The 24281-nt window shown below is 36.1% G+C and carries 23 protein-coding genes; 15 read left to right on the top strand and 8 right to left on the bottom strand.

Annotated features, from left to right (window positions below; genetic code table 11):
• Positions 1 to 86: 86 nt before the first annotated feature.
• The 6 genes from EPI11_RS01825 to EPI11_RS01800 form a co-directional block, all read right to left on the bottom strand.
• Positions 87 to 617 (bottom strand): inorganic diphosphatase, encoded by a 531-nt coding sequence (locus EPI11_RS01825; RefSeq protein WP_128388246.1) that lies wholly within the window; start codon positions 615 to 617, stop codon positions 87 to 89.
• Between the two features lie 114 nt (positions 618 to 731).
• Positions 732 to 1334 (bottom strand): DNA-3-methyladenine glycosylase family protein, encoded by a 603-nt coding sequence (locus EPI11_RS01820; RefSeq protein WP_128388245.1) that lies wholly within the window; start codon positions 1332 to 1334, stop codon positions 732 to 734.
• A 119-nt stretch (positions 1335 to 1453) separates the two neighbouring features.
• A complete protein-coding gene (locus tag EPI11_RS01815; RefSeq protein WP_128388244.1) occupies positions 1454 to 2026 on the bottom strand; it encodes a hypothetical protein in 573 nt (190 codons plus the stop codon).
• 90 nt (positions 2027 to 2116) lie between these two features.
• A complete protein-coding gene (locus EPI11_RS01810; protein WP_128388243.1) occupies positions 2117 to 2632 on the bottom strand; it encodes a lipoprotein in 516 nt (171 codons plus the stop codon).
• 62 nt (positions 2633 to 2694) lie between these two features.
• Positions 2695 to 5187 carry a DUF5686 and carboxypeptidase-like regulatory domain-containing protein gene (locus EPI11_RS01805; RefSeq protein WP_128388242.1) on the bottom strand — a complete coding sequence of 831 codons (2493 nt, stop codon included), beginning with the start codon at positions 5185 to 5187 and terminating at the stop codon, positions 2695 to 2697.
• 64 nt (positions 5188 to 5251) lie between these two features.
• Positions 5252 to 6229 (bottom strand): pyruvate dehydrogenase complex E1 component subunit beta, encoded by a 978-nt coding sequence (locus tag EPI11_RS01800; protein ID WP_128388241.1) that lies wholly within the window; start codon positions 6227 to 6229, stop codon positions 5252 to 5254.
• A gap of 276 nt (positions 6230 to 6505) precedes the next feature.
• Here EPI11_RS01800 and EPI11_RS01795 point away from each other — a divergent pair, with 276 nt between their 5' ends.
• From EPI11_RS01795 to porT, 10 genes are all read left to right on the top strand, one after another.
• Entirely contained in the window at positions 6506 to 7252 is a 747-nt protein-coding gene (locus EPI11_RS01795) for an electron transfer flavoprotein subunit beta/FixA family protein (protein WP_128388240.1), read from the top strand.
• A 48-nt stretch (positions 7253 to 7300) separates the two neighbouring features.
• Entirely contained in the window at positions 7301 to 8269 is a 969-nt protein-coding gene (locus EPI11_RS01790; protein WP_128388239.1) for an electron transfer flavoprotein subunit alpha/FixB family protein, read from the top strand.
• Positions 8270 to 8364: 95 nt separating this feature from the next.
• The gene (locus EPI11_RS01785; RefSeq protein ID WP_128388238.1) at positions 8365 to 8988 is read left to right on the top strand and encodes a bifunctional nuclease family protein; all 624 of its coding nucleotides are present in this window, start codon (positions 8365 to 8367) and stop codon (positions 8986 to 8988) included.
• A 79-nt stretch (positions 8989 to 9067) separates the two neighbouring features.
• Entirely contained in the window at positions 9068 to 9892 is an 825-nt protein-coding gene (locus EPI11_RS01780; protein WP_128388237.1) for a thymidylate synthase, read from the top strand.
• Positions 9893 to 9902: 10 nt separating this feature from the next.
• Positions 9903 to 10718, top strand: coding sequence for a hypothetical protein (locus tag EPI11_RS01775; RefSeq protein ID WP_128388236.1), 816 nt, complete (start codon positions 9903 to 9905; stop codon positions 10716 to 10718).
• Positions 10719 to 10761: 43 nt separating this feature from the next.
• A complete protein-coding gene (locus EPI11_RS01770; RefSeq protein ID WP_128388235.1) occupies positions 10762 to 11115 on the top strand; it encodes a 2TM domain-containing protein in 354 nt (117 codons plus the stop codon).
• Positions 11115 to 11603: a dihydrofolate reductase gene (locus EPI11_RS01765; protein ID WP_128388234.1), complete on the top strand. Its 489-nt coding sequence runs from the start codon at positions 11115 to 11117 to the stop codon at positions 11601 to 11603. Before EPI11_RS01770 ends, EPI11_RS01765 begins: the two co-directional genes overlap by 1 nt.
• 72 nt (positions 11604 to 11675) lie before the next feature.
• Positions 11676 to 12113, top strand: a complete 438-nt coding sequence (locus EPI11_RS01760) for a GNAT family N-acetyltransferase (RefSeq protein ID WP_128388233.1) — start codon at positions 11676 to 11678, stop codon at positions 12111 to 12113.
• 82 nt (positions 12114 to 12195) lie between these two features.
• Positions 12196 to 12927, top strand: coding sequence for a bifunctional demethylmenaquinone methyltransferase/2-methoxy-6-polyprenyl-1,4-benzoquinol methylase UbiE (ubiE, locus tag EPI11_RS01755; protein WP_128388232.1), 732 nt, complete (start codon positions 12196 to 12198; stop codon positions 12925 to 12927).
• 1 nt (position 12928) lies between these two features.
• Positions 12929 to 13639 carry a type IX secretion/gliding motility protein PorT/SprT gene (gene porT, locus EPI11_RS01750; RefSeq protein WP_128388231.1) on the top strand — a complete coding sequence of 237 codons (711 nt, stop codon included), beginning with the start codon at positions 12929 to 12931 and terminating at the stop codon, positions 13637 to 13639.
• Here the strand turns inward: porT and EPI11_RS01745 are convergent.
• Positions 13626 to 14363 carry a TrmH family RNA methyltransferase gene (locus EPI11_RS01745; protein WP_128388230.1) on the bottom strand — a complete coding sequence of 246 codons (738 nt, stop codon included), beginning with the start codon at positions 14361 to 14363 and terminating at the stop codon, positions 13626 to 13628. The two genes, porT and EPI11_RS01745, sit on opposite strands and share 14 nt — an antisense overlap.
• Positions 14364 to 14401: 38 nt before the next feature.
• On the opposite strand from EPI11_RS01745, the gene tamL reads away from it, so the two are divergent.
• From tamL to EPI11_RS01725, 4 genes are all read left to right on the top strand, one after another.
• Positions 14402 to 16957: a translocation and assembly module lipoprotein TamL gene (tamL, locus tag EPI11_RS01740; protein WP_128388229.1), complete on the top strand. Its 2556-nt coding sequence runs from the start codon at positions 14402 to 14404 to the stop codon at positions 16955 to 16957.
• A 46-nt stretch (positions 16958 to 17003) separates the two neighbouring features.
• On the top strand, positions 17004 to 18071 hold the full coding sequence (gene fbaA, locus EPI11_RS01735; RefSeq protein ID WP_128388228.1) for a class II fructose-bisphosphate aldolase: 1068 nt from the start codon (positions 17004 to 17006) through the stop codon (positions 18069 to 18071).
• A gap of 34 nt (positions 18072 to 18105) precedes the next feature.
• A complete protein-coding gene (accD, locus tag EPI11_RS01730) occupies positions 18106 to 18957 on the top strand; it encodes an acetyl-CoA carboxylase, carboxyltransferase subunit beta (RefSeq protein WP_128388227.1) in 852 nt (283 codons plus the stop codon).
• A gap of 229 nt (positions 18958 to 19186) precedes the next feature.
• A complete protein-coding gene (locus tag EPI11_RS01725; protein ID WP_128388226.1) occupies positions 19187 to 21043 on the top strand; it encodes a tetratricopeptide repeat protein in 1857 nt (618 codons plus the stop codon).
• A 300-nt stretch (positions 21044 to 21343) separates the two neighbouring features.
• Here the strand turns inward: EPI11_RS01725 and EPI11_RS01720 are convergent, their stop codons facing one another.
• Entirely contained in the window at positions 21344 to 22594 is a 1251-nt protein-coding gene (locus EPI11_RS01720) for an ABC transporter permease (RefSeq protein WP_128388225.1), read from the bottom strand.
• Positions 22595 to 22751: 157 nt separating this feature from the next.
• Between EPI11_RS01720 and purH the strand changes: the two genes are divergently transcribed.
• A complete protein-coding gene (purH, locus tag EPI11_RS01715) occupies positions 22752 to 24275 on the top strand; it encodes a bifunctional phosphoribosylaminoimidazolecarboxamide formyltransferase/IMP cyclohydrolase (protein WP_128388224.1) in 1524 nt (507 codons plus the stop codon).
• The last annotated feature ends 6 nt before the right edge of the window (positions 24276 to 24281 follow it).

The following is a 24281-nucleotide window of genomic DNA, read 5'->3' as shown; positions in this document are numbered from 1 at the left end:
ATTGTAAATGTAACAAAACCAAACTAAAAAAAGCAACACTCTTTAACAGAATGTTGCTTTTTAAAATCATAATTTTATGAAATAGCTTATCGAATGCTGAACAATTCTTCAGGCTTATTTTCTATTGCTGCAAAACGGTCTACACACTGCTCAATAATTTCGCGCGCTTCGTTTACATCTCCCCATCCTTCAACGTCAACTTTTTTGTTTTCAAGGTCTTTGTACACTTGAAAAAAGTGCTCAATTTCTTTTAACAAGTGAGGATTCATCTCGTTAAGATCGTTAAGTTGGTTCCATACCGGGTCAGATACCGGTACACATATAATTTTTTCGTCCGGTCCTTTTTCGTCTGCCATATGGAAAACACCAATTGGTTTTACTTCCATAACACATCCAGGAAATGTAGGCTCTGTAACCAGTACCAATACATCCAACGGATCACCGTCTAATGCAAGAGTTTCAGGAATAAAACCATAATCAGCAGGATACATCATAGACGAGAAAAGCATTCTGTCGTAACGTATTTTCTTTAATTGAAAGTCATATTCATATTTGTTTCTGCTCCCTTTAGGAATCTCTATAAGTACATCAAACGAATTTAATTTTGCTGCAGTCATCTTTTTCTTTATCTTTTGTTTCGTATTAAGCGGGTGCAAAAGTAAGATAAAAATACTGTTATGCAAAGCTTTACCCTATTAAAAAACATAGCCAAACAAGCAGTTTACAAAAACTTAATGAGGAAATTTCCTTCCCCGCTTTTCAAGATAGTAATGCCATAGAAAAAAAGCAGCTGTTGTCCTGTATGGTTTCCAAAGTTGTGAATGTTCAATAATCTGATCCATCGCTGTGAATCCCCACAAATCCTTAATGGCAGATAAGATTCCTATATCACCTAAAGGCAGTACATCCGGAGACTGAAGACTAAACATTAAATAAATATCTATCGTCCAGTTACCAATACCTTTCACCTGAATAAGCTCTTTCCTTACCTGTTCAGTATCCTTATTTTTAAAACTCTCGAAATCTACAACTCCACCCAGAACCGCTTCAGCCAGTACCCGAAGGTATGTCGTTTTTTGACGGCTCACTCCACAACTTCTAAATTCTTCTTCTGTAACCTCAATTATATTCTCAGGTATAAAATCCACAATAATAGCTTTGATCTTATTAAATGAGGCTCTTGCAGATTCCAGAGACACCTGTTGTTCTAATATTATTCCGCACATACTTTCAAATCCCTGAGGACGAGTCAAAAAACCCGGGACACCATATTCATCAAGGATTAACGAAAACACTTTATCCTGTTTTATTAAAAATGGAATTGTATTGTTCATATAAGCTAACTTATTTATGAGGGTATAAAAAAATAAAAAATCCCGACTACTGATGCAATCGGGATTTTTTTATTTTAATTGTCAATCCTTCTAACTATAGAATGATTCATATTTTTTTACTACAAAGGTCTTTCTCTTTTAACACAGCTGTAACGAGAACATCCATTTTCGTCACAATAAGGCACCTGATTTTTACCAATAGTATAGTACCTAAGGTTGCACCCATACGAACATCCCCTGCAGCTTGTTACCGTAATTGGATCTCCTACCTCTAAACCTGCACCAAGATAAAATCCATTAATACCTTTAGTAAGAATTACAGCTATATTAACCGCTTCAGGCAGGCCTCCTCCAGTTTTTCCGCTTGATGCTATTAACATATAAGCTGTATTTGCAGGATCATTTGTTGCTGTTTGTTTTACAATTTTTATTTCATCGAACTCAACAATATCACCTTCTTCTTTTAGTAAATATTCAAAATAAGACATCAGGGCATCCTGATCAGCAGTAATTACATATTCACCATTACGCTCAACCCCTATCACACCTTCCCAAATGCTCCCTGATTTTTTATTAATACTATTATTTACTGACTTATTTGATGTTTCCTGAGTCACGCTATCAGAACTGCAAGAAATCAGTGTTGCCAAAAATAAAAGGCAGGTTAGACTTTTTAAAAAAACTTTTTTCATGGTGATTGGTTTTGGTTATCGGGAAACTAAAATATAACATTTAGAAAAACAATGACATTAAAAGTGTGTTAATTATTAGAAAATAATTAATTAATATATTTCACAATCAATTTTTTCACAATCAACATTAGAAGAACAAACAAGATCCATTAAGCCTTCATTGATTCTTACAGCAGGCTTACAGGCAGTTTGAATTTTACCTCTGCATATTATAGTCTGATAGCTTTTTACACTTCCTCCCTCTCGCCTTTTAAAATAAAATGTACCATCTTTAAGTTCTAACAACGCGGCTACTTTTGTAAATTCATTAGCCGTTTTAGAGATTATCATATAATAATCTTCTACCGCATCTCCTTCTGTTTTACCCTTAATTATTTCAAAATCGGTTAACTCTACATCATTCAAAGGCATTAGCTCTTTCTTCAGATTGGTTTCCCATTTTATTTTAAGAATATCAGGATTCAAAACAGTATACTTTCCATTTTGAGCAGTTCCTGCAACGTCCTCAAAATAATCTGTATCTGTCTTTTTCTCATTACCATCATTTTTGGTATTGCATGCTGTAAGTATCAGCAGCAAAAACAATCCGGAAATGTACTTTTTCATATCAAGAAATGTGGGGGATTATATAGTACGAATTTACATTTTTTTTATGAATCTTAAAATTTTTAGAAATGAAAGCCAAATGAGCCTTTAACTGTAAATTTATTCGCGTCCGGCAAATCGAGATAACTTCCTCTCCATGCAAAATCGATCCTGAATACTTTAAAGATATTCCCTATACCTGCATGGTATTCCCAGTAAACATCTTCAGGAGCACGATAGGTAATACTGGATGCATTTAACCTTCTGTTACCATCAGACACTGTACCATAAACTCCTTTTATTCCTATAATTTCTCTTAAGTTTAAATTTCTGATTCCGGGAATTCTTGAGAATAATCTTCCATTAAAATTATGTTCAAAATGCAGCGACACATATTCGTCGGCTACAAATTCATAATAATTCATCAGATTGTACGTGTTTTCTATAATGAAATAAGACTGGTTACCCGGTACTATTCCCATAAGGCCCAATGGTACATCTCCAAATATTTTTCCGGCTTCTAATGTCGCGAACAACCTACCAAAACCTCCTACCAATACTGGCTGACGATAGTAAAACTGAAGTTTTTGATAATCGAAATCACTGCTAAATAAACCTTTTATACCCTGGGAGTAATTAAGATACAGCCTGGCGTAATTAAGATCTACATCAGAACGCTCAACACCATAACCAATAGTTCTTCTGCCTGGGGTATAATCTACCATAAATCCATACTCATACTGCTTTATATCGGCTTTGGTTCCTTTAGAGTAATCGTTCGGATCAACATAATAATCCATTATAAATGTTGGAAATGCCGATCGTAATGTACGGTAATTAAAGCTTGTTTTAAAAACAAGATTCTTTACGGGTTCTATCTCTGCCGAAAACGTACTGAAATTTACATTGGTAAGTTTACTGTTATCTCCGCTGGCAAATAATGCCGACGATGCAAAACTCCTGCCCAGTACATCACTTGTAGCTGTAAGACTTACACCTATCTGCTCTACATCGCGTCTATTACCTGCCGCAAGAATAATACGGTTCTTTTTATTAACCATCCATTTACCGGATATGCCGTATTTAAACTTATTATCTTTAAAGCCATAAGCCGTATAGCCTTCTATCCTCCATGGGTCGTTTTGCCCAAAGTAAGTACGCCCACCTGTTCGCAAACGTATCCCTTCAACATCATTATATCCAAAAGAAGAAAATATGGGTCCGTAATCAAAGTTATCAATTTGATAATAACCGCTGCCGAGGGTAGCTGCAACATTGTAGAGTCGCTTAAATTTAGCAACTGTTTTAAGCGTGTCGAGCATTTTATAAACACCCCGTTCATCTGAATTTAGTGATTCAAAACGATTTTCATCCCAGTAATCATCGGATCGCGAATACACCTCATCCTGATAGAGGTTTACTTCTTTAGTATAAAACTCGTCGGGTTTTTTAATATTAAATTTATAATCCCTAAAAAGCGTTGTCCTTTTACCATACACTCCTTTAGAATCTTCTTTTTTATTTAAGGCAAAGTCAGACATCATATGGTCACGCTTCAGCAAAAACACCGAGTCGTTTAAAACATCAAACTCCTGCTCTATATAAATATCTTTTACCCAGTTAATATTTGCGCCCTTACTGGCCGCCATACTTATCTTTTTAATGGCAAAAGTGGTGTCATTTACCCAAAAGTTTCCTTTAAAGGTAAGCTCAGCTTTACGTCTTGGATAAAAAACAATATTGTAACACCATTTTTTATCAATGTAGGTACTATCTGCAAGCACATAATTATATACGTTAATACCTGTACGTGAAAGCGGGCTTACAAAATCCTTATCAAAAAACTTTAGGTAATTATCGTAAATATCATACTCTGCATAAAGATCTTTTATAAAAGCAATAACCTGCTGATTGTTTGTAAAGCCAGAGTTCTTATTAGCCTTAGTAACCTCTTTTTTCCTATTAGCCACATTGTCGCCATATACATTGCTCAATGCCTCATTAATAAAAATAGGCAGATACGTTTTCCCGGTAACATTAGAGGTATCTACATGTTTAAAAATAAATTCCATACCCTTAAAAAGTTTCTTTTTCATGAAAGCACTATCAATGCTGTTCATATCAAATTCTACTTTTTCGTATTTATCATACTCATACTGCTTAAACATTTTGAGTCCGTTCTTACGTCGGCGTTCCCATATTTTTCGCAGAATATCAATAGCTGGATTATTCTTTTTAGAAGTTTTCCCAGAGTACAGGACAATTTCTTTTAATTCGTTCGATTCACTAAGCGTAATCTTAAGATCCAGATTAACCGGCTTAGTTAACTTTAATTCTACCGGAGCATATCCTACAAAAGAAATTACAACTTCAGTATGGGTATTTTTAGATTCAAGATAAAATTTTCCGTTTTCATCGGTTATTACTCCTTCGCTGCTATTTTTAAAAAAAACGTTAGCATAAGGCACAGCAATATTAGTGTTATCTACTACTACTCCGCTCAATTTTGTTTGCGCAAGGACTGCTCCCGAAAACGCGAGGAATAACCCAACAAAAAACAGTATTTTTTTTCTCATATATCCTTAAAACAAAAAACTTCATCAAATAGTATGATGAAGTTTCAAATATAGGTGATATTCGTTATTTATACATAACTTTTTTAACCGCTTTAACAACGTCTCCAGCGTTTGGAAGCCATTCTTTTAAAAGATTTGGCGAATATGGCGCAGGAGTATCAGCAGTTGTGATCCTTTGAATTGGTGCATCAAGGTAATCAAACGCTCTTTCCTGCACTATGTAAGTAATCTCTGAAGCTACGCTGCCAAATGGCCAAGCTTCTTCCAATACTACTAATCTGTTTGTTTTTTTAACAGAGTTAAGAATCGTTTCATGGTCCATTGGACGGATTGTTCTTAAATCTACGATCTCACAGCTAATTCCATCTTTAGCAAGTTCGTCTGCTGCGATGAAAGCTTCTTTTAATATTTTACCAAAAGAAACGATAGTAACATCAGTACCTTCACGTTTAACATCTGCTACTCCTAATGGAATAGTGTATTCTCCGTCCGGCACCTCACCCTTGTCGCCATACATTTGTTCAGACTCCATAAAGATAACAGGGTCGTTATCACGGATAGCCGATTTTAATAATCCTTTACAATCATAAGGAGTAGATGGCACTACTACTTTTAATCCCGGAGTATTTGCAAACCAGTTTTCAAAAGCCTGTGAGTGTGTTGCTCCAAGTTGTCCTGCAGAAGCAGTAGGCCCACGGAAAACCATTGGCATATTAAACTGTCCGGCAGACATCTGGCGCATTTTTGCGGCATTGTTAATAATCTGGTCAATACCTACCAGTGAAAAGTTAAATGTCATGAACTCAACAATCGGTCTGTTTCCGTTCATTGCACTTCCTACAGCTATACCGGCAAAGCCAAGTTCAGCAATTGGAGTATCTATAACCCTTTTTGGGCCAAATTCGTCAAGCATTCCTTTAGAGGCTTTATAGGCACCATTATATTCGGCAACCTCTTCACCCATTAAATATATAGTTTCGTCGCGACGCATTTCTTCACTCATTGCCTCGCAAACTGCTTCTCTAAATTGTATCGTTCTCATGTAACTTGTATTTCCGTATTAATGAATGGCAAAAATAAAAATTTAAAATTATTAAATGCCCCTATATTCTTTAAATAAATACTTTGTTGGCAAGTTGTTGATAAAACATTCAGTATTCGCAATAATCAGGATTTTAAAGCTTCTTTTTTGTGATAATCAGATTTTATCGATGAAATCCTTAAAAAAACACTATTTGTTATGCGTGCATAGTTTTTTATTTGAATAAAAGTATTATTTTCGTAACGGAAAAATAATCAACTTTATAACTTTATAAAAATGAAAATATTAGTCTGCATCAGCCATGTGCCTGATACTACTGCAAAAATCAACTTCATCAACGGAGATAGCGAGTTTGACACAAATGGTGTTCAATTTGTAATTAACCCTAACGACGAGTTTGGCCTTACTAGGGCAATATGGTTCAAAGAACAGGCGGGCGCAACCGTAACTGTAGTAAACGTAGGAGGCCCTGATGCCGAAGCTACGCTAAGAAAAGCACTTGCTATAGGTGCAGACGAAGCAATTCGTGTAAACGCAACTCCTACTGATGGTTTTTTTGTTGCAAAACAACTTGCCGAAGTAGTAAAAACAGGTGGTTACGATCTTGTAATTGCAGGTAAAGAATCTTTAGATTACAATGGAGGAATGGTTCCTGGAATGCTTGCGGGTATCCTTGGATATGACTTTGTAAACTCTTGCCTTAAACTTGACATTACCGGTACTGATGCTAAAGCAGTAAGAGAAATAGATGGTGGTAAAGAAACACTAAGCGCAAAACTACCTTTAGTAATTGGTGGACAAAAAGGACTTGTTGAAGAAAAAGACCTTAGAATACCTAACATGCGTGGTATCATGCTTGCAAGACAAAAAGCACTTACTGTGCTTGAGCCTGTAGCTGCAGCAAACACTACAAAAACTGTTAAGTTCGAAAAACCGGCACCAAAATCGGCAGTAAAATTAATAAGCCCAGACAACCTTGATGAGCTTGTTAACCTATTACACAACGAAGCTAAAGTAATTTAAGCGATAGATTTAAATCTTTCAATTTTTAATCTTTAAATTAAAAACATCATGTCAATCTTAATATATGCTGAATCAGCAGAAGGTAAATTCAAAAAAACAGCTTTCGAGCTTGCTTCATACGCTAAAAAAATAGCTGCAGAAACAGGTACATCTGTAACTGCCTTAACAATAAACGCTACAGATACTTCATCATTAGCACAGTATGGTGTAGATAAAGTACTTAATGTAAAATCTGACAAGCTAACTGCTTTTAACGCTAAAGCTTTTGCTGATGCTATAAAACAGGCAGCTCAAAAAGAAAGTGCTAAAATAGTATTATTCAATTCTACTACAGACAGCCTTTACATCGCTCCGCTTGTAGCAGTTGCTCTTGAAGCAGGTTATGCTTCAAATGTAGTAGCACAACCGGTAAGTCTTTCTCCTTTCCAGGTTAAAAGACACGCTTTCTCTAACAAAGCATTCAGTGTTACAGAAATCACTACCGATGTAAAAGTACTTGCTATTGGTAAAAACTCATACGGCATATTCGAATCTCCGGTAAGCCTTAGCCAGGAAGATTTCGCTCCATCATTAAATGATGCAGACTTTACTGTAAAAGTAGAATCATCTGAAAAAGTAACCGGAAAAGTAACTATCGCTGATGCTGAAATAGTAGTATCTGGCGGACGCGGACTTAAAGGTCCTGAAAACTGGCATATCCTTGAAGATCTTGCAGCAGTACTTGGTGCAGCAACAGCATGCTCTAAGCCGGTATCTGACCTTGGATGGAGACCTCACTCTGAGCACGTAGGACAAACAGGTAAACCGGTAGCCGCTAACTTATATATTGCAATCGGTATTTCGGGAGCAATCCAGCACATTGCAGGCATCAACTCTTCAAAAGTAAAAGTGGTAATTAACTCTGACGCAGACGCTCCTTTCTTTAAAGTTGCAGACTACGGAGTTGTAGGCGATGCTTTTGATATTGTTCCTAAACTGACTGAAAAAATTAAAGCCTTTAAGGCTCAAAACTCATAATTTTATTATAAATTGTGCCCACAAAAGGGCTATCTGGCTATTGATAGTTTTATCTTTGCCCAGATAGCCCTTTTTCTATTACAGGAAGAACCAATATGAGCTTAGTAAAACTTACTATAAAAGGAATCTCATACAGCCAGACACAAAATGGAGCGTATGCATTGATTCTAAATGAGGTAGACGGAGAACGGAAATTACCTATAGTTATTGGTGCTTTTGAGGCCCAGTCTATCGCAATTGCCTTGGAAAAAGAAATAAAACCGCCTAGGCCGCTTACCCATGACCTTTTCAAAAATTTTGCCGACCGATTTGATATTGTCGTAAAACAGGTGATCATCCATAAACTGGTAGACGGTGTTTTCTTTTCAAGTATTATTTGCGAAAGAGATCGTATCGAAGAAATTATAGATGCCCGTACATCAGATGCTATTGCACTGGCGTTACGTTTTAATGCACCTATTTTTACCTACAAGAACATCTTAGATAAGGCAGGTATTTTTCTTAAGATAAACCCTGAAGCAGATGCAGAAGGAAACATCAACCAACCGGAAGATGTACTTTCTGAACCGGAAACTTTTGGCATCGAAACCGTTTCGGGTGAAGGCTACTCTGCTTATAATCTACAGGAATTACACGAGATGCTTGAAGGCGCTGTGCAAAATGAAGATTATGAAAAGGCCGCAAAAATACGCGACGAAATATCAAAAAGAGAGAGTTAATTCAGTATTTGTTTAGTTCGCTTATTCGAAGCCTCTGCTCACGAATGATCAAATAACCAAATCAACAAATCAACATATAATGAAGCAGTATCACGATTTAGTAAAGCATGTTTTAGAGAACGGCACTCAAAAAGGTGACCGTACAGGAACAGGAACAAAAAGCGTTTTTGGCTACCAGATGCGTTTTGACCTTAGCGAAGGTTTTCCAATGGTTACCACTAAAAAATTGCACCTAAAATCTATAATATATGAACTGCTTTGGTTTTTAAATGGCGATACAAATATTGCCTACCTAAATGAAAACGGTGTAAAAATATGGGACGAATGGGCTGACGAAAACGGCAACCTTGGCCCGGTTTACGGCCACCAATGGCGCAACTGGGATGATAAGGAAATTGACCAGATCACAGAACTTATCGAAACCCTGAAAACCAACCCTAACAGCCGAAGAATGCTAATATCGGCATGGAACCCAAGTGTACTTCCGGATACTACAAAATCGTTTGCAGAAAATGTTGCAAACGGTAAAGTTGCTCTTCCGCCCTGCCATGCATTCTTTCAGTTTTATGTAGCCGACGGAAAACTATCGTGCCAACTGTACCAAAGAAGTGCCGACATCTTTTTAGGTGTACCTTTCAATATTGCATCTTATGCCCTACTTACCATGATGATCGCTCAGGTTTGCGGATTACAGGCCGGAGATTTTATCCATACTTTTGGTGATGCTCATATTTACAACAACCACATGGAGCAGCTCGAATTACAGCTTAGCCGTGAACCAAAACCGCTTCCTAAAATGACATTAAACCCAGAGGTTAAAAACATTCTCGACTTTAAATTTGAGGATTTTACCCTGGAAAACTATGATCCACACCCACATATTAAAGGAGCGGTAGCTATTTAATCTTTCTTCTATGCAATTCATTCGTTTTTCACTAATACTGGCATTTATTACTTTATGCTCAACTGTAACTGCACAGCAAAATAAAATTAGAGCAGCTGTCCTCAAGGAATCCTGCTTAGAAAAAGATCCCATAAAGGCTACTGAAGAAACACTTGAGGTATATCTCATCAGCCTTGTCGATGATGAAATCATCAGCGATCTCCCTGAAAAGAATAAAATGTGTTTTTCATTATCCGTTTTCTTTGTTCTCAATGATGAAGGCAATGTTATTCCAGACCACACAGAAGTAAAATCTGAAAGTAAAAATTTAATATCAGTTGTAAGTAAGTGGGTTAATAATCAACCTACTTATACCCCTAAAGATATTACAATCAAAGAGCGAAGAAGTGCCTACATTGTAAATCTTACTTTTATAAGAAACTCAGCAAAGAAGAAATTTCATATTGCTACACCTGAAGAACTTGCCAAGAAAAACATACAACCAGATTACATAAATTATGATCAAGGTCCGATTTGTGGAAAATGCTACACTAAAAACACTTATATAGAACAGCTTCATTGCACAAATGGGCAAATACACGATTATCTAAAAAAACATTACCGCGTACCAAACCATGGTAAAGACCTCCCATTAGGCATGAGTATTTATTTCATTATAGACAGTGATGGTAAAACTACTCCTGAAACATTCTTTGGCAGTTCTCCAGATATTTATGAGGATGAAGTACGCCGAGTTATAGATGAAATGCCTAACATAAAACCCGCAACAATAAAAGGCATCCCTATTTACAGTAGAGTTGGTTTTTCTTTTATCCTTAAAAAATAATTCCAGTGTTTTTTCCTTATCTTTATTCTATAAACAATACAATATGGAGCCAAACCAGCAGGAACTATATGAATATGCCAGAAAAAGAGTAAAGCAAAAAAAACGCGTTTACTTTCACTTTATATTATTTTTAGTCAGCAGTGTTTTCTTTTATATTATCAATAAAGTACTGGATGTAGATCCTCAGGACGATTGGTATCTATGGGTTATCACTGCATGGGGATTCTTGTTTGTACTACACTTTATAAAAGTATTTGTTACCGAAAGTTTTATCAATAAAAACTGGGAACAGGAACAAATTTCAAAGCTGGTAGCCCGCCAGGAACGACGTATAGGTCAGCTGGAAAAAAAACTGGAAAACGAAAACGACACTACCACCACAACTACAACACCATAATGACGATTACCCTTATTGCTGCAGCGGCAGAAAACAACGCCTTAGGTAAAGACAACCAAATGATATGGCACCTGCCGGATGACTTTAAACGTTTTAAACAACTTACCACTGGTCATTATATCATTATGGGCCGTAAAACATTTGAAAGCTTTCCAAAACCATTACCCAACCGCACACATGTTATAATTACCCGCCAGCAGGATTATACTGCCGAAGGATGTATTGTGGTAAACAGCCTTGAAGAAGCGATAAAAGCGTGCCCTCAGGACGAAGAAGTCTTTGTAATTGGCGGTGGTGAAATTTACAATCAATCCATTGCTACTGCAAACAAAGTTGAGCTAACGCGCGTACACGGTGTTTCTCCGGAAGCCGATGCTTTTTTCCCAGAGATCGATCTTTCTAAATGGAAAATGGTTGAAGAAGTTTTTCATCCAAAAGACGAAAAACATGCTTATGACATGACGTTTCAGACTTTTATAAAAAAGTAATATCCTTTATAATTGTTCTTTTGTTACTTTTGTAATACTATACGCACTTTACGTAATTATTAAAAGGACATTATGACAATCAGAAAATACTTGCTATCTGATGATGACAACATTATTAGCTTACTAAGGTTAAACACACCTAAATATTTTGCACCCGAAGAAGAGCAGGACCTAAGGGATTACTTTGCTAATCATATTGATCATTATTATGTAGTAGAAGATAATGGAACTATTATAGGTTCTGGCGGTTTTAATCTTACTAACGAAGGTAAAAATGCTGCAATCTCATGGGATATTATCCATCCCGATTATCAGGGCAAAGGCGTAGGCAAACAACTTACACAATATCGAATAGACAGGATAAAAGAAATTGACACCGTTGAGAATATATCGGTAAGAACATCACAACTGGTGTTTAAGTTTTACGAAAAGTTTGGTTTCGTATTAAAAGAGATCGCTAAAGACTATTGGGCAAAAGGTATTGATATGTACCGAATGGAAATAGAATGATATTAAAATGCATATATCACTAATTCAATTATAACACGTTATTAGTAAAACTTATTTTATCTTTGCCTCGTAAATAATCGCAATGTCACAAAACGTAACCCCCTATAAAGATTCCGGCCTTGGCAAAAAAGAGCAGGTAGCCCAAATGTTTGATACCATTTCTGGTAATTACGATGGTCTTAACCGTGTAATTTCTTTTGGTATCGATATTAAATGGAGAAAAAAAGTATTAAAAATTGTTTCGGCTAAAAATCCCGAAAGAATTCTTGATATTGCTACCGGAACCGGAGATCTGGCTATTTTAATGGCCGAAACATCTGCTAAAGAGATTATTGGCGCAGATATCTCTGAAGGTATGATGGAAGTGGGACGCAAAAAAGTATCAGAAAAAGGTCTTGACAACAGGATCAAATTGGTATATGGTGACAGCGAAAACCTTCCGTTTGAAGACAATTATTTTGATGCTATAACCGTAGCCTTTGGTGTGCGTAATTTTGAAACACTTGAAAAAGGCCTTGCCGAAATTTTAAGGGTATTAAAACCAAATGGTGTATTTGTAATATTGGAAACATCGGTACCCGTTAAATTTCCGTTCAAACAAGGATATAATATTTACTGTAAATACCTGATGCCATTAATAGGCAAAATGTTCTCTAAAGACCAGTCTGCTTATACTTATTTAAGCAAATCGGCATCTGTTTTCCCTCATGGTGAGGCACTGAACAATATTTTACGTAAAATTGGGTTTATAGAGGTTAAGAATATGCCGCAAACTTTTGGGGCGGCAACAATTTACTCTGCTTCAAAACAATAAGATGAAGAAACTGTTTTTATACATACTGCTTTTTACCGGCCTTTTTAGCCACGCTCAGTTTGGCACTAACGTATTTGGAAAAAACCCTATTATCAACCTTGAAAACTTTGACAAACAAAGGGTTCACTGGGGTTATTTCTTAGGCTTTAACAGCTACGATTTTAAGTTTGACTATATTAAAGATCCAAAAGTAGACGTACAGGTTAAAGGTACAACAGGTTTCAATGTGGGACTTGTAGGTAACCTTAGAATATTTGAATTCCTTGACCTTCGTTTTGAGCCGGGTTTATATTATACCCAGCGTAATCTTACTTTTTCGGGCTTTGAAGATAAATTTGATGCTTTAAGAGAAGTAAAATCTACTTATATCCATTTTCCTGTTTTACTGAAATTCTCATCAAAGAGAACCGGTAATATCAGACCTTACCTTTTAGGTGGTGTATCGCGTTCTTTAAACCTTTCCAGTAACGAGCAGGCAAAAGACGATAATATTACAGGCCAAAGATTCAGAATGAACAAATGGACTAACAACTATGAGTTAGGTGTAGGTATAGACCTCTATTTTGAATACTTTAAGTTTTCACCTTCTATTCGTGGAGTGTTTAGTTTTGATGACGAACTTATCCGCGACAACACTACAGACAGTCCTTATACAGGGAATATTGGCTCAATGAAAACAAGAGGCGTTTTCGTGAATTTTACTTTCCACTAAAATTTCTTCTAAATTCGCTTAAAATAATAGATGCAGCTGTAGCTACATTTAAACTCTCTGTTTGCTGTAAATTACCAAAACGTGGTATGGCTATTTTATGCCCTACCTTGTATTCTATTGGTTTAGAGATACCATTTGCTTCATTACCCATTACAATGATTCCATTTTCAGGAAGTGATTCGCTGTAAATATTTTCGCCATCCATAAAAGTTCCGAAAATTGGCAGTGACGTTTTATCCAAATAAGCTTCTAAATCGGTGTAAACAACATTAACACGCGTTATAGATCCCATAGTAGCCTGTACCACTTTTGGATTAAAAACATCAACACATTGCTCTGAACAAACCAAATGACTGATACCAAACCAGTCGCATAATCGGATAATTGTACCCAGGTTACCAGGATCACGAACATCATCAAGCGCTACAATAAGACCATTGTCCGGCACTGGTTTTTCTTCGGGCATAACAAACAAAGCCAAGCAAACATTGGGTGTTGCAAGCGCACTTATCTTTTTAAGTTCGGCTTCGGCTATTAATTCAACCCTACTATTATCCAAGCCTGTAAAGATCTCCTGAGTGGTAAACAATTGGTGTAATTCAAAATTGGAATTAAGTAATTCCTGCACTACCTTTATCCCTTCGGCAAAGAACAACTTATACTGCTTTCTGTATTTTTTTTGCTGTAAGCTCGTTATTGTTTTAATTTGGTTTTTGCTAACCATAAAAAATGTATTTTTGAATTACTATTTCGTTATACCCCTTGAGAGATAAAGCAACAAAAATAGCACTAATTATATTATCGGGCTGGGTTTTATATTCCTGCTCGCTTGTTAAGAGGGTTCCTGAAGGAAAACACCTTCTTAGCAAAGCCGAAATATCGGTTAATGGTGAGCAAAAAAAAGATGATGAGCTCAAAGATCAGCTCTACCAGGTACCCAACACCAACCTGCTGGGCTATCATGTAAGGCTGCACTTGTTTAACCTTGCAAAACCTAATGCAGACTCCTCTTATCTTGCATGGCTGGAAAGAAAACCGGGCAGGCATGAATTCATGACAAAACTATTGTCCGAAAAACAGGTACAGCGCTTGGGTAACTCATTTGTTGTTTCCGGCTTTAGTAACTTCCTTAAAAAAACAGGAGAACCTCCAGTTATAGTAGACATTAACAGGGTAAAAAAATCTAAGAACAGGCTTTTTGCTTATTTCTATAAGCATGGCTATTTTGGAGCAAAAGTAAGTTACAGCATTGATACACTGGAAGGCAAAAAAGCCATTGTAAAGTATGATGTAACTACTGGTAAACCATATATCGTTGATTCACTTTCAACTTTTATTCAAACTCCCGCACTTGACAGTCTCTACAATACCACAAAAAAAGAATCGGTCATTAGGTTGAACAAACAATATAACGAAGCTGATTTTACTACCGAAAGACAAAGAATTACTGCCAACTTTAGAAACCGCGGTGCTTATCGTTTTTATGAAAACAACATAAGCTATGTTGTAGACACCGTAAATAATTCGCATAAAGCAAATGTAGAACTGATAATCGATAATGAATCGGTTAAGCAGGGCGACTCGACCTTTGTAAGACCTTTTAAGCTTTACAAAATAAGCAAGGTAAATGTTTATACAAAGAACATAACGAGCGAAGACCAGTCTATAGACAGTACCAGCTATAATGGCTTTACAATTTATAGTACCGGTAAACTTAATTACAGACCAAACGCGCTTACCGATGCTATCTTTATAACACCGGGCAGTACTTTTGCCGATTTTAGAAGAGCACTTACCTCAAGATACCTTAGTAACCTAAGAGTATTTAATTACCCTACAATAGAATATGTAGAAGATAAAAATGACACTACAGGCGGATCGCTTATTACAAACATTTACCTGAATCCAAGAAGGAAATTCAGATTCAATGTAGCTGCCGATTTTACCCACTCCAATATTCAGGATTTTGGTATATCGGGTAGCTTAGGGGTTTCTATTCGAAATATATTTAGAGGAGCGGAAACATTAGATATTTCTACAAGAGGAAATATAGGTTCATCACGTGATAACGCCATAAAGGACAGGGCATTCTTTAATATCCTTGAATATGGCGCCGACTTAAAACTTACATTCCCACGGATTTTCTTCCCATTTAACACAGAGAAGATTATCCCTAAGAACATGATCCCGTCTACTATTCTAAGCTTTGGTATTAGTCGACAGCAAAATATTGGTCTCGACAAAGAAAATTTTTCAGGTGTACTTAATTACAACTGGACTCCTAAACGAAATCGCGCTGCCCGTTTCGACCTATTTAATATTCAGTACATTAAAAACGTAAACCCTGAAAAATATTTTAATGTTTACGAGTCATCTTATGACAGGCTTAATGAAATTGCAAAAGAAGCAAAAGAATATACTACCATTCCGAATGAATACTTTGATCCTAAAGGCAATTTAACCATTAGCGAAGGCGGTGCAAATAATTTTATCCGTGATGTAAATAGCGGCACTATTGTATTAGATAAAGCAGACGACCAAAACGTAAGAAGTATTGAAGAAAGAAGACAAAGGTTAACCGAAAACAACCTGATATTCGCCTCTAACTTTACCTATACTATAAACAGTCAGGATAACCGTAACGACAATACTTTCTTTATTTTTAAAACAAAGGTAGAATCGGCGGGTGCCTTACTTTCACTTGTTGGTGGAACACTGGACGCAACAAGCGCCAACAAAACAAGAACTATTTTTGATGTTGCCTATTCACAATACGGAAAAATAGAACTTGATTACATAAAACACTTTGACCTGCGTCGTGGTAAAGTACTGGCAATGCGTGCCTTTTTTGGCATAGCTGTTCCTTATGGCAATTCTAATTCTATACCATTTACCAGAAGTTACTTTGCCGGCGGATCTAACGATAATCGTGGCTGGCAGCCCTATAGCCTTGGGCCTGGAAGCAGCGGCGGTCTAAACGACTTTAACGAAGCTAACCTTAAAATGGCCTATAGCGCAGAACTCCGTTTCAATATTTTTGGAAAGCTTAACGGAGCTATCTTTGGTGATGTGGGTAATATCTGGAATGTTTTTGATGTAGAAACCGATAAGAAAAAAACCTTTAACGGAATCGAATCCTTTAAGGAACTGGCATTTGGATCAGGTATTGGCTTCAGGTATGACTTTAACTTTTTTGTGGTGCGCTTTGATGTAGGATTTAAGACATATAACCCAGGCAGACCGGAGAATGACCGCTGGTTTAAAGAGTACAATCTATCCAAATCTGTTTTAAATGTCGGAATTAATTATCCGTTCTAAATTTAAAATATTATTTTTGTCTCTTCTAATTCTAAAATTTATTACAATGGCCCATAATATTAAGCCCGGTGTTGCTACCGGAGACCAGGTTCAGGAAATATTTAAGTATGCTAAAGAAAAAGGCTTTGCACTTCCTGCGGTAAACGTTACAGGTTCAAGCACTATTAATGGTGTTATGGAAACTGCAGCAAAATTAAATGCGCCTGTAATTATCCAATTCTCTAATGGTGGGTCTATTTTTAACGCTGGTAAAGGATTATCTAACGATGGTGAAAAAGCTGCAATATTAGGAGCTGTAGCCGGAGCAAAACATATACATACACTTGCAGAAGCTTATGGAGCTACTGTTATATTACATACTGACCACTGTGCAAAAAAACTTTTGCCTTGGATAGACGGACTTCTTGATGCCAGCGAAAAACATTTTGCAGAAACAGGAAAACCTTTATTCAGCTCGCACATGATCGACCTTTCAGAAGAGCCTCTTGAAGAAAATATGGAGATCTCTAAAAAATACCTTGAAAGAATGAGCAAAATGGGCATGACCCTTGAAATTGAGCTTGGTATTACTGGCGGAGAAGAAGATGGTGTTGACAATTCTGACGTTGACAGCTCAAAACTATATACTCAACCTGAAGAGGTTGCTTATGCTTTTGAAGAACTTAGCAAAATATCCGACAAATTCACTATAGCAGCTGCCTTTGGTAATGTGCATGGTGTATACAAACCAGGTAACGTAAAACTTACTCCAAAAATTCTTAAAAATTCTCAGGAATATGTACAAAACAAATTCAACACCGGTGAAAATCCAGTAGACTTTGTATTCCACGGAGGATCAGGATCTACACTTGAAGAGATCAGAGAAGCTATTGGTTACGGTGTAATCAAAATGAATATTGATACTGACCTTCAGTTTGCATTTACAGAAGGTGTTCGTGACTATGTATTATCAAAAGCAGATTACCTACAAACACAAATAGGCAGCCCGGACGGACCAGAATCACCAAACAAAAAACACTATGATCCAAGAAAATGGATACGTGAAGGTGAACTTACATTTAACAAAAGGCTTGAACAGGCTTTTAAAGACCTTAATAACGTTAACACACTATAATAACTGCTTGCAGTAATAACTTTAACTGAATAAGATGGCTTGGTTTAAAAGAACAGAAAAAGGGATAACAACACCAACCGAAGATAAGAAAGATGTGCCTAAAGGATTATGGTACAAATCTCCAACCGGTAAAATTGTTGATGCAGAAGAACTTGCCAAAAATTTTTATGTTAGCCCGGAAGACGGTTACCACGTAAGAATAGGCAGTAAGGAATATTTTAATATCCTTTTTGACGACGAGTTTACCGAATTTGATAAAAACATGACTTCTAAGGATACTCTGAAGTTTGTGGATACCAAAAAATATGGAGACAGACTTAAAGATGCTACCGAAAAAACAAAACTTAAAGATGCCGTAAGGACAGCTGTAGGTAAGTCTAAAGGGAAAGATCTTGTAGTTGCCTGTATGGATTTCGCCTTTATTGGTGGTTCTATGGGTGCTGTGGTAGGTGAAAAAATTGCCCGTGCTATAGACCATTCTATCAAAAACCAAATTCCTTTTGTAATGATTTCAAAATCAGGAGGAGCCAGGATGATGGAAGCAGCTTATTCACTTATGCAGTTAGCAAAAACATCGGCTAAACTGGCACAGTTAGCAGATGCAAAAATTCCGTACATTTCATTATGTACAGATCCTACTACGGGTGGAACAACAGCATCTTATGCTATGCTTGGAGACGTAAACATCTCTGAACCGGGCGCTCTAATTGGGTTTGCCGGGCCTCGAGTTGTAAAAGATACTACAGGTAAAGAACTTCCGGAAGGTTTCCAAACTGCTGAGTTCGTATTAGAACACGGATTCCTGGATTTCATTACGCCTCGTAAAGAACTGAAAGACAAAATAAATTTATATCTGGATCTTGTACTGAACCAGCCTGTAAGATAAAATTACTCCCCCTGTTACACAGGGGGATTTTTTTTGACCAACCACTACCCCTTTACGGTTATCTTTTAAACATATTTAAGTACTATCTTACAAGAAATATAAATCGCAAAAAACAAAGAATAATCCATTCAATTTAGGCTTCAAATTTTATGATTATTTAAAATTTTATGATTTATTTTACCGAGTATTTCGTCAAATATCAGTTATGCCGAAAATACATACATGAACCATGAAACAAAAATTACTCTGTATCATATTTTTGTTTTTACAGTATGCCTATGCACAATCCCCCTCGGGTATAGATTTACTGAAAAATGAACGCCAGATTAAAAAGACACTATACTCTCAACCGGATAGTGCTAAAGTTTATATTAAACAAACTTTAAATTATAAAGGTAAACTACACGATACCATATATATAAATATGTATATCGGATATGGAATATACTACCATTTAAAAAACAACACCGACTCTTCATTATACTACTATAACAAAGCATTATCATACTCTAATGAGCGGAAATACCCAAAACAGTATGCAAGATTGTTACGTAATAAAGCTGCTGCCTATAAAAAAAGAGCAGATTATGACGAAGCACTTAAGATACTTGACCTTGCCGAAGAAAAATACCGTTCTATTAATGATTTAGAAGGGATCGCTATAGTATATGGTGATATCGCTTCAAATTATAACCTTATGCTTAAAAGCGAAGATGCAATTCGGTATCTTTTAAAATCAATCGCTATACTCGAACAAAAAAATGAAAAATTTTATATCCATAATGTTAAACTAAGTTTAGCCAATACTTACATGAATAGTGGCAATAATGAATTTGCTGCCGATCTATACAAGGAAGTACTTAAAGGTTTTCAGGATCAGCGATCAAATAAAAATTATGCACTTACCCTCTTAAATTATGGTGACTGCCTTGCCCGAATGAAAAAATACAACGAAGCCAAAAAAAATATATCCGAAGCCATCAGTGGACTCGAAAAATTTAATGATGATGACGTTACAGCAATAGGTTATTCTAAATTAGGCATAATAGAAACGGAACTAAATAATTTAACCTCTGCAGAAGTATACCATCAGATTGCATTTCTAAAAGCAGCCAAGATCAACTCTGTCAGAATTGTTGTAATTGCTTCCGATTATCTAAAAACTTTAAACAAACTGCACAAATATGATGAGGCGATTAAGATAATAAATGATGTAGAAAAATTCACTATTAAAGAAAAAGCTAACATTAACGATAAAATTTATTTTGAAAGCCAAAAGAACATCACTTACCAAAATAATAACGACAAAGAAAAAGCCCTTGCTGCTTTAAAAACAAAGCTACAATTAATGGATACATTGAAAAAGGCGGACAAACCTATATGTACCATCGTATTACAACAGGAATACCAGAATAAATATCAAAATAGGAAAAGAAAATCGCTAAAAAATATAAACACATCTTTAAAAGAAGAATTAGATCATAATAAAAAAGCAGCTATGCTGCCCATACTATCCCTAAGCTGTATTCTTATAGGGGTAGCTGCTATTTGTGTACGAAAAAACAAGAAACATAAAAGAAATATTCTGCACGCAAAAAAATGCAAAGACCAATTGTTATCTGAGTATGAAAACAAGAAAGAACTGAACAGAATACATAAAGAAAATATAGATCAAAAGCAAAATGAGCTAACATCAAACATATCTGTACTGGCAACACTGGAAGGCAATATTAACAGCCTGGTAAACCTTTGTAAAGAGCAACCGGATAATATCGCTGTAGAAAATGTAAAAAGTCAATTACAATCTTTAATAAATGATAAGGATTATTGGACTCTCTTTAGAAAAAGATTTAATGAAGCCAATCATAATTTCCAGAAAAATCTTCACGCCAGATTTCCGCAGCTCACTGAAAATGATTTGTTTTTTTGTTCTCTTTTAAAACTAAAATTACCAAATAAAGATATGGGGATGCTTATGCAGGTATCACCGGAAAGTATTGTAAAGAAAAAATACAGAATAAAACAACGAATGCAAATAACAACAGAACAGGAACTGGAAAGTATACTTTCAAGCACTCCACTATAATCTGAAAGTTATTGTTCCCATTTTTTTGATACGTTTCAAAAAAATAAGGCTTTTCTCGTAAAATATCAGCAAAACAAACCATTGTCCGTGTTTTGTCTATACTCGAAATTATACACTTGCTTAAAAAAGTATTTAGTTTGTAACTGAAAAATGATTATCCACAATTATATAATTGAGGGTGCTATTTAAAAACACGTACCTCCCGGTATGAGAATCTAAATAGTGTAGTAGATCATTTTTCGACATTACAATGCGGTACGTTATAAGTGGGGGCTTTATACGTATCGCATTTTTTTATGCCTACATACCGCTTCGTATAGCTTCTACCGGATCTAGTTTGGATGCAGATATAGCAGGAAGTATCCCGGATAATAAACCAATGAAAACAGCAAGCCCGGTTCCTATAACTACATTCCAGAAACTAAGTATAAATTCAAACTCTATCATTTTGGTCAATGCTATACTTATACCCCAAACCATAAGCATTCCTACAATACCACCTATTAGAGACAATATTACAGCTTCGAAAAGAAACTGGAATAAGATAAATTTATTTTTCGCTCCCAGTGCTTTTTGAATACCTATAAGATTCGTTCTCTCTTTAACAGATACAAACATAATATTCGCGATTCCAAAGCCACCCACGAGCAGCGAAAATCCACTGATGATCCATCCAATAACATTCATCTGTCCTATTATGTTATCGATAAGATCTGTAAAACCTGAAAGTATATCTATAATAAAGTTTTCAGTCTCCCCTGCTTTGATTCCTCTATAATTTCTTAATTTCTGGGTTACATCGGCTTTTACAGCCTCGGCATCAGCTCCTGCCTTTGGTTTTATTATAATTATAGGTGTCATAAAGCTATTATGGTCACCATACATTCTTCTTAGAAAATTTACAGGTATAATTGCTGCGGTATCATTACTATCACCAAACATACCCTGCCCTTGTTTTTCAAGAACACCTATTACTGTAAACTTCTGCCCGTACATTCTAATTTTCTTATCTAATGCACTTTCATCACCAAAAAGCTTTTGAGCAATTTCATATCCCAGTACAACTACTGATGTGCCCGAATTGGATTCTGATTCATTATAAAAACGCCCTTCAGCAATTTTAAAACTCTGAATAGTGGCAATCTCATAAGAAGCAGGTACAACATTTACATTACTTGCCGATTTATCATCATACTTTATAATTTCACTTTTTGTAAAAATCTGGAAAGACATGGCCTCAGCCGATGGTACAGCATCCTTTAGATATTGATACTCATCATAAGTAACATCAGGGAACTGTTCTCTCTTCCAACGTGGGATATCACTTGGCCCAAAAGAGAAACGTTTAAGGTACATCGTGTTCTTATCTACGCTGCTAAGGTCTTTTTTAATTTTACGATCGAGCGAGTCTACAGCTGCAAGTACAGCAATGATGGAAAAAATACCAATAGTAACTCCAAGCAGCGAAAGAAATGTTCGCAGCTTATTATTAGTAAGGGCATTCATGGCAAAAGAAAGGCTTTCTTTAAGTAAACGCAGGTATAGCAGCATGATTAATTTGATTGACTTCTGTAAAATTCCACATTTTTTTTAAATGGTGCGAACCTAATTGCAATAAATTTTCAAAATCATTAAAATTTAGTGTTCACTGCTTTTGAATGTTAGCTATACAATAACTACTTTTGCATCTTTATTTATATACATCAAAATGAGCATTAAAAAAATTTCATCGGCATTAATTTCGGTATTTGACAAAGATGGTCTTGAACCAATTGTAAAAAAACTTCATGAGCAGGGAGTAACGTTCTATTCTACAGGCGGTACCGAAGCTTTTATAAAAGACCTGGGTATACCGGTCGTGCCGGTTGAAGACGTAACTTCTTACCCATCTATCCTTGGTGGGAGGGTTAAAACACTTCACCCAAAAGTTTTTGGTGGAATTCTTAATCGTCAGGATAATGAAAGTGACGTTCAGCAAATGCAGGAATACAACATTCCGCAAATTGATGTGGTTATAGTAGATCTTTACCCTTTTGAAAAAACTGTAGCTTCGGGAGCTTCTGAAGCTGACATTATAGAAAAAATAGATATCGGCGGTATTTCACTTATCCGTGCAGCTGCTAAAAACTTTAAGGACACTGTAATCGTTGCTTCGGTAAATGAATATGCAGATTTCCTTGATGTGATCACAAAAAACAACGGTGGAACAACACTTGAAGAACGTAAATTATTCGCAACTAAAGCATTCCACACTTCTTCTCATTACGATACTGCCATTTTTAATTACTTTAACCAAGACGAAACGTTTTATAAAGAAAGCGTAAGCAATGGTCAGGTACTTCGCTATGGCGAAAACCCACACCAAAAAGGTTTCTTCTTTGGCGAATTCGATAAAATGTTTACAAAACTTCACGGAAAAGAGTTGTCTTACAACAACCTTCTTGATGTGGATGCTGCTGTAAACCTTATAGGCGAGTTTAAAACTGACGGCCCTACATTTGCTATTCTTAAGCATAATAATGCTTGTGGCATTGCTACAAGAAATACAGTAAAAGAAGCTTACCTTGACGCTCTTGCCGGAGATCCAACTTCTGCTTTTGGTGGTGTTTTAATCACGAATGCTAAAATAGATAAGGCAGCAGCAGATGAAATAAACAGCCTTTTCTGTGAAGTAGTAATTGCTCCTGCTTATGATGATGATGCTGCTGCAGTATTACAGGAAAAGAAAAACAGGATCTTATTAGTACAACATGATGTGACTTTACCTACAAAACAGGTAAGAACCTGTCTTAATGGACTATTAGTTCAGGATAAAGACAATATTACAGACAATAAAGAGCATCTGCAAACCGTTACTATAACATCACCTACTACACAAGAAATTGAAGATCTGATTTTTGCTTCAAAAATTTGTAAACACACAAAGTCAAATACAATTGTGTTTGCTAAGAACAAACAGCTGTTTGCATCGGGCACAGGACAAACATCCCGTGTAGATGCTTTAAGACATGCTATAGAAAAAGCAGTTTCATTTAATTTCGAACTAAACGGCGCCGTTATGGCGAGCGATGCGTTTTTCCCTTTCCCGGATTGCGTTGAACTTGCTAAAAACGCCGGAATCACCGCTGTTATACAGCCCGGCGGATCGATAAAAGATGAGTTAAGCATTAACTATTGCAACGAAAATAATGTTGCGATGGTATTTACCGGAACCCGTCATTTTAAACATTAATTTTAC

Source organism: Flavobacterium cerinum (genome assembly GCF_004028155.1).
Lineage (GTDB): Bacteria > Bacteroidota > Bacteroidia > Flavobacteriales > Flavobacteriaceae > Flavobacterium > Flavobacterium cerinum.
Note: the sequence above shows the minus strand (reverse complement) of the source record. Positions and strands in the feature narration are given on the sequence as shown.

Coding starts and splice junctions, on each gene's coding strand:
- EPI11_RS01825 (WP_128388246.1), bottom strand. CDS start 617: ATGACTGCAGCAAAATTAAATTCGTTTGATGTACTTATAGAGATTCCT.
- EPI11_RS01820 (WP_128388245.1), bottom strand. CDS start 1,334: ATGAACAATACAATTCCATTTTTAATAAAACAGGATAAAGTGTTTTCG.
- EPI11_RS01815 (WP_128388244.1), bottom strand. CDS start 2,026: ATGAAAAAAGTTTTTTTAAAAAGTCTAACCTGCCTTTTATTTTTGGCA.
- EPI11_RS01810 (WP_128388243.1), bottom strand. CDS start 2,632: ATGAAAAAGTACATTTCCGGATTGTTTTTGCTGCTGATACTTACAGCA.
- EPI11_RS01805 (WP_128388242.1), bottom strand. CDS start 5,187: ATGAGAAAAAAAATACTGTTTTTTGTTGGGTTATTCCTCGCGTTTTCG.
- EPI11_RS01800 (WP_128388241.1), bottom strand. CDS start 6,229: ATGAGAACGATACAATTTAGAGAAGCAGTTTGCGAGGCAATGAGTGAA.
- EPI11_RS01795 (WP_128388240.1), top strand. CDS start 6,506: ATGAAAATATTAGTCTGCATCAGCCATGTGCCTGATACTACTGCAAAA.
- EPI11_RS01790 (WP_128388239.1), top strand. CDS start 7,301: ATGTCAATCTTAATATATGCTGAATCAGCAGAAGGTAAATTCAAAAAA.
- EPI11_RS01785 (WP_128388238.1), top strand. CDS start 8,365: ATGAGCTTAGTAAAACTTACTATAAAAGGAATCTCATACAGCCAGACA.
- EPI11_RS01780 (WP_128388237.1), top strand. CDS start 9,068: ATGAAGCAGTATCACGATTTAGTAAAGCATGTTTTAGAGAACGGCACT.
- EPI11_RS01775 (WP_128388236.1), top strand. CDS start 9,903: ATGCAATTCATTCGTTTTTCACTAATACTGGCATTTATTACTTTATGC.
- EPI11_RS01770 (WP_128388235.1), top strand. CDS start 10,762: ATGGAGCCAAACCAGCAGGAACTATATGAATATGCCAGAAAAAGAGTA.
- EPI11_RS01765 (WP_128388234.1), top strand. CDS start 11,115: ATGACGATTACCCTTATTGCTGCAGCGGCAGAAAACAACGCCTTAGGT.
- EPI11_RS01760 (WP_128388233.1), top strand. CDS start 11,676: ATGACAATCAGAAAATACTTGCTATCTGATGATGACAACATTATTAGC.
- ubiE (WP_128388232.1), top strand. CDS start 12,196: ATGTCACAAAACGTAACCCCCTATAAAGATTCCGGCCTTGGCAAAAAA.
- porT (WP_128388231.1), top strand. CDS start 12,929: ATGAAGAAACTGTTTTTATACATACTGCTTTTTACCGGCCTTTTTAGC.
- EPI11_RS01745 (WP_128388230.1), bottom strand. CDS start 14,363: ATGGTTAGCAAAAACCAAATTAAAACAATAACGAGCTTACAGCAAAAA.
- fbaA (WP_128388228.1), top strand. CDS start 17,004: ATGGCCCATAATATTAAGCCCGGTGTTGCTACCGGAGACCAGGTTCAG.
- accD (WP_128388227.1), top strand. CDS start 18,106: ATGGCTTGGTTTAAAAGAACAGAAAAAGGGATAACAACACCAACCGAA.
- EPI11_RS01725 (WP_128388226.1), top strand. CDS start 19,187: ATGAAACAAAAATTACTCTGTATCATATTTTTGTTTTTACAGTATGCC.
- EPI11_RS01720 (WP_128388225.1), bottom strand. CDS start 22,594: ATGCTGCTATACCTGCGTTTACTTAAAGAAAGCCTTTCTTTTGCCATG.
- purH (WP_128388224.1), top strand. CDS start 22,752: ATGAGCATTAAAAAAATTTCATCGGCATTAATTTCGGTATTTGACAAA.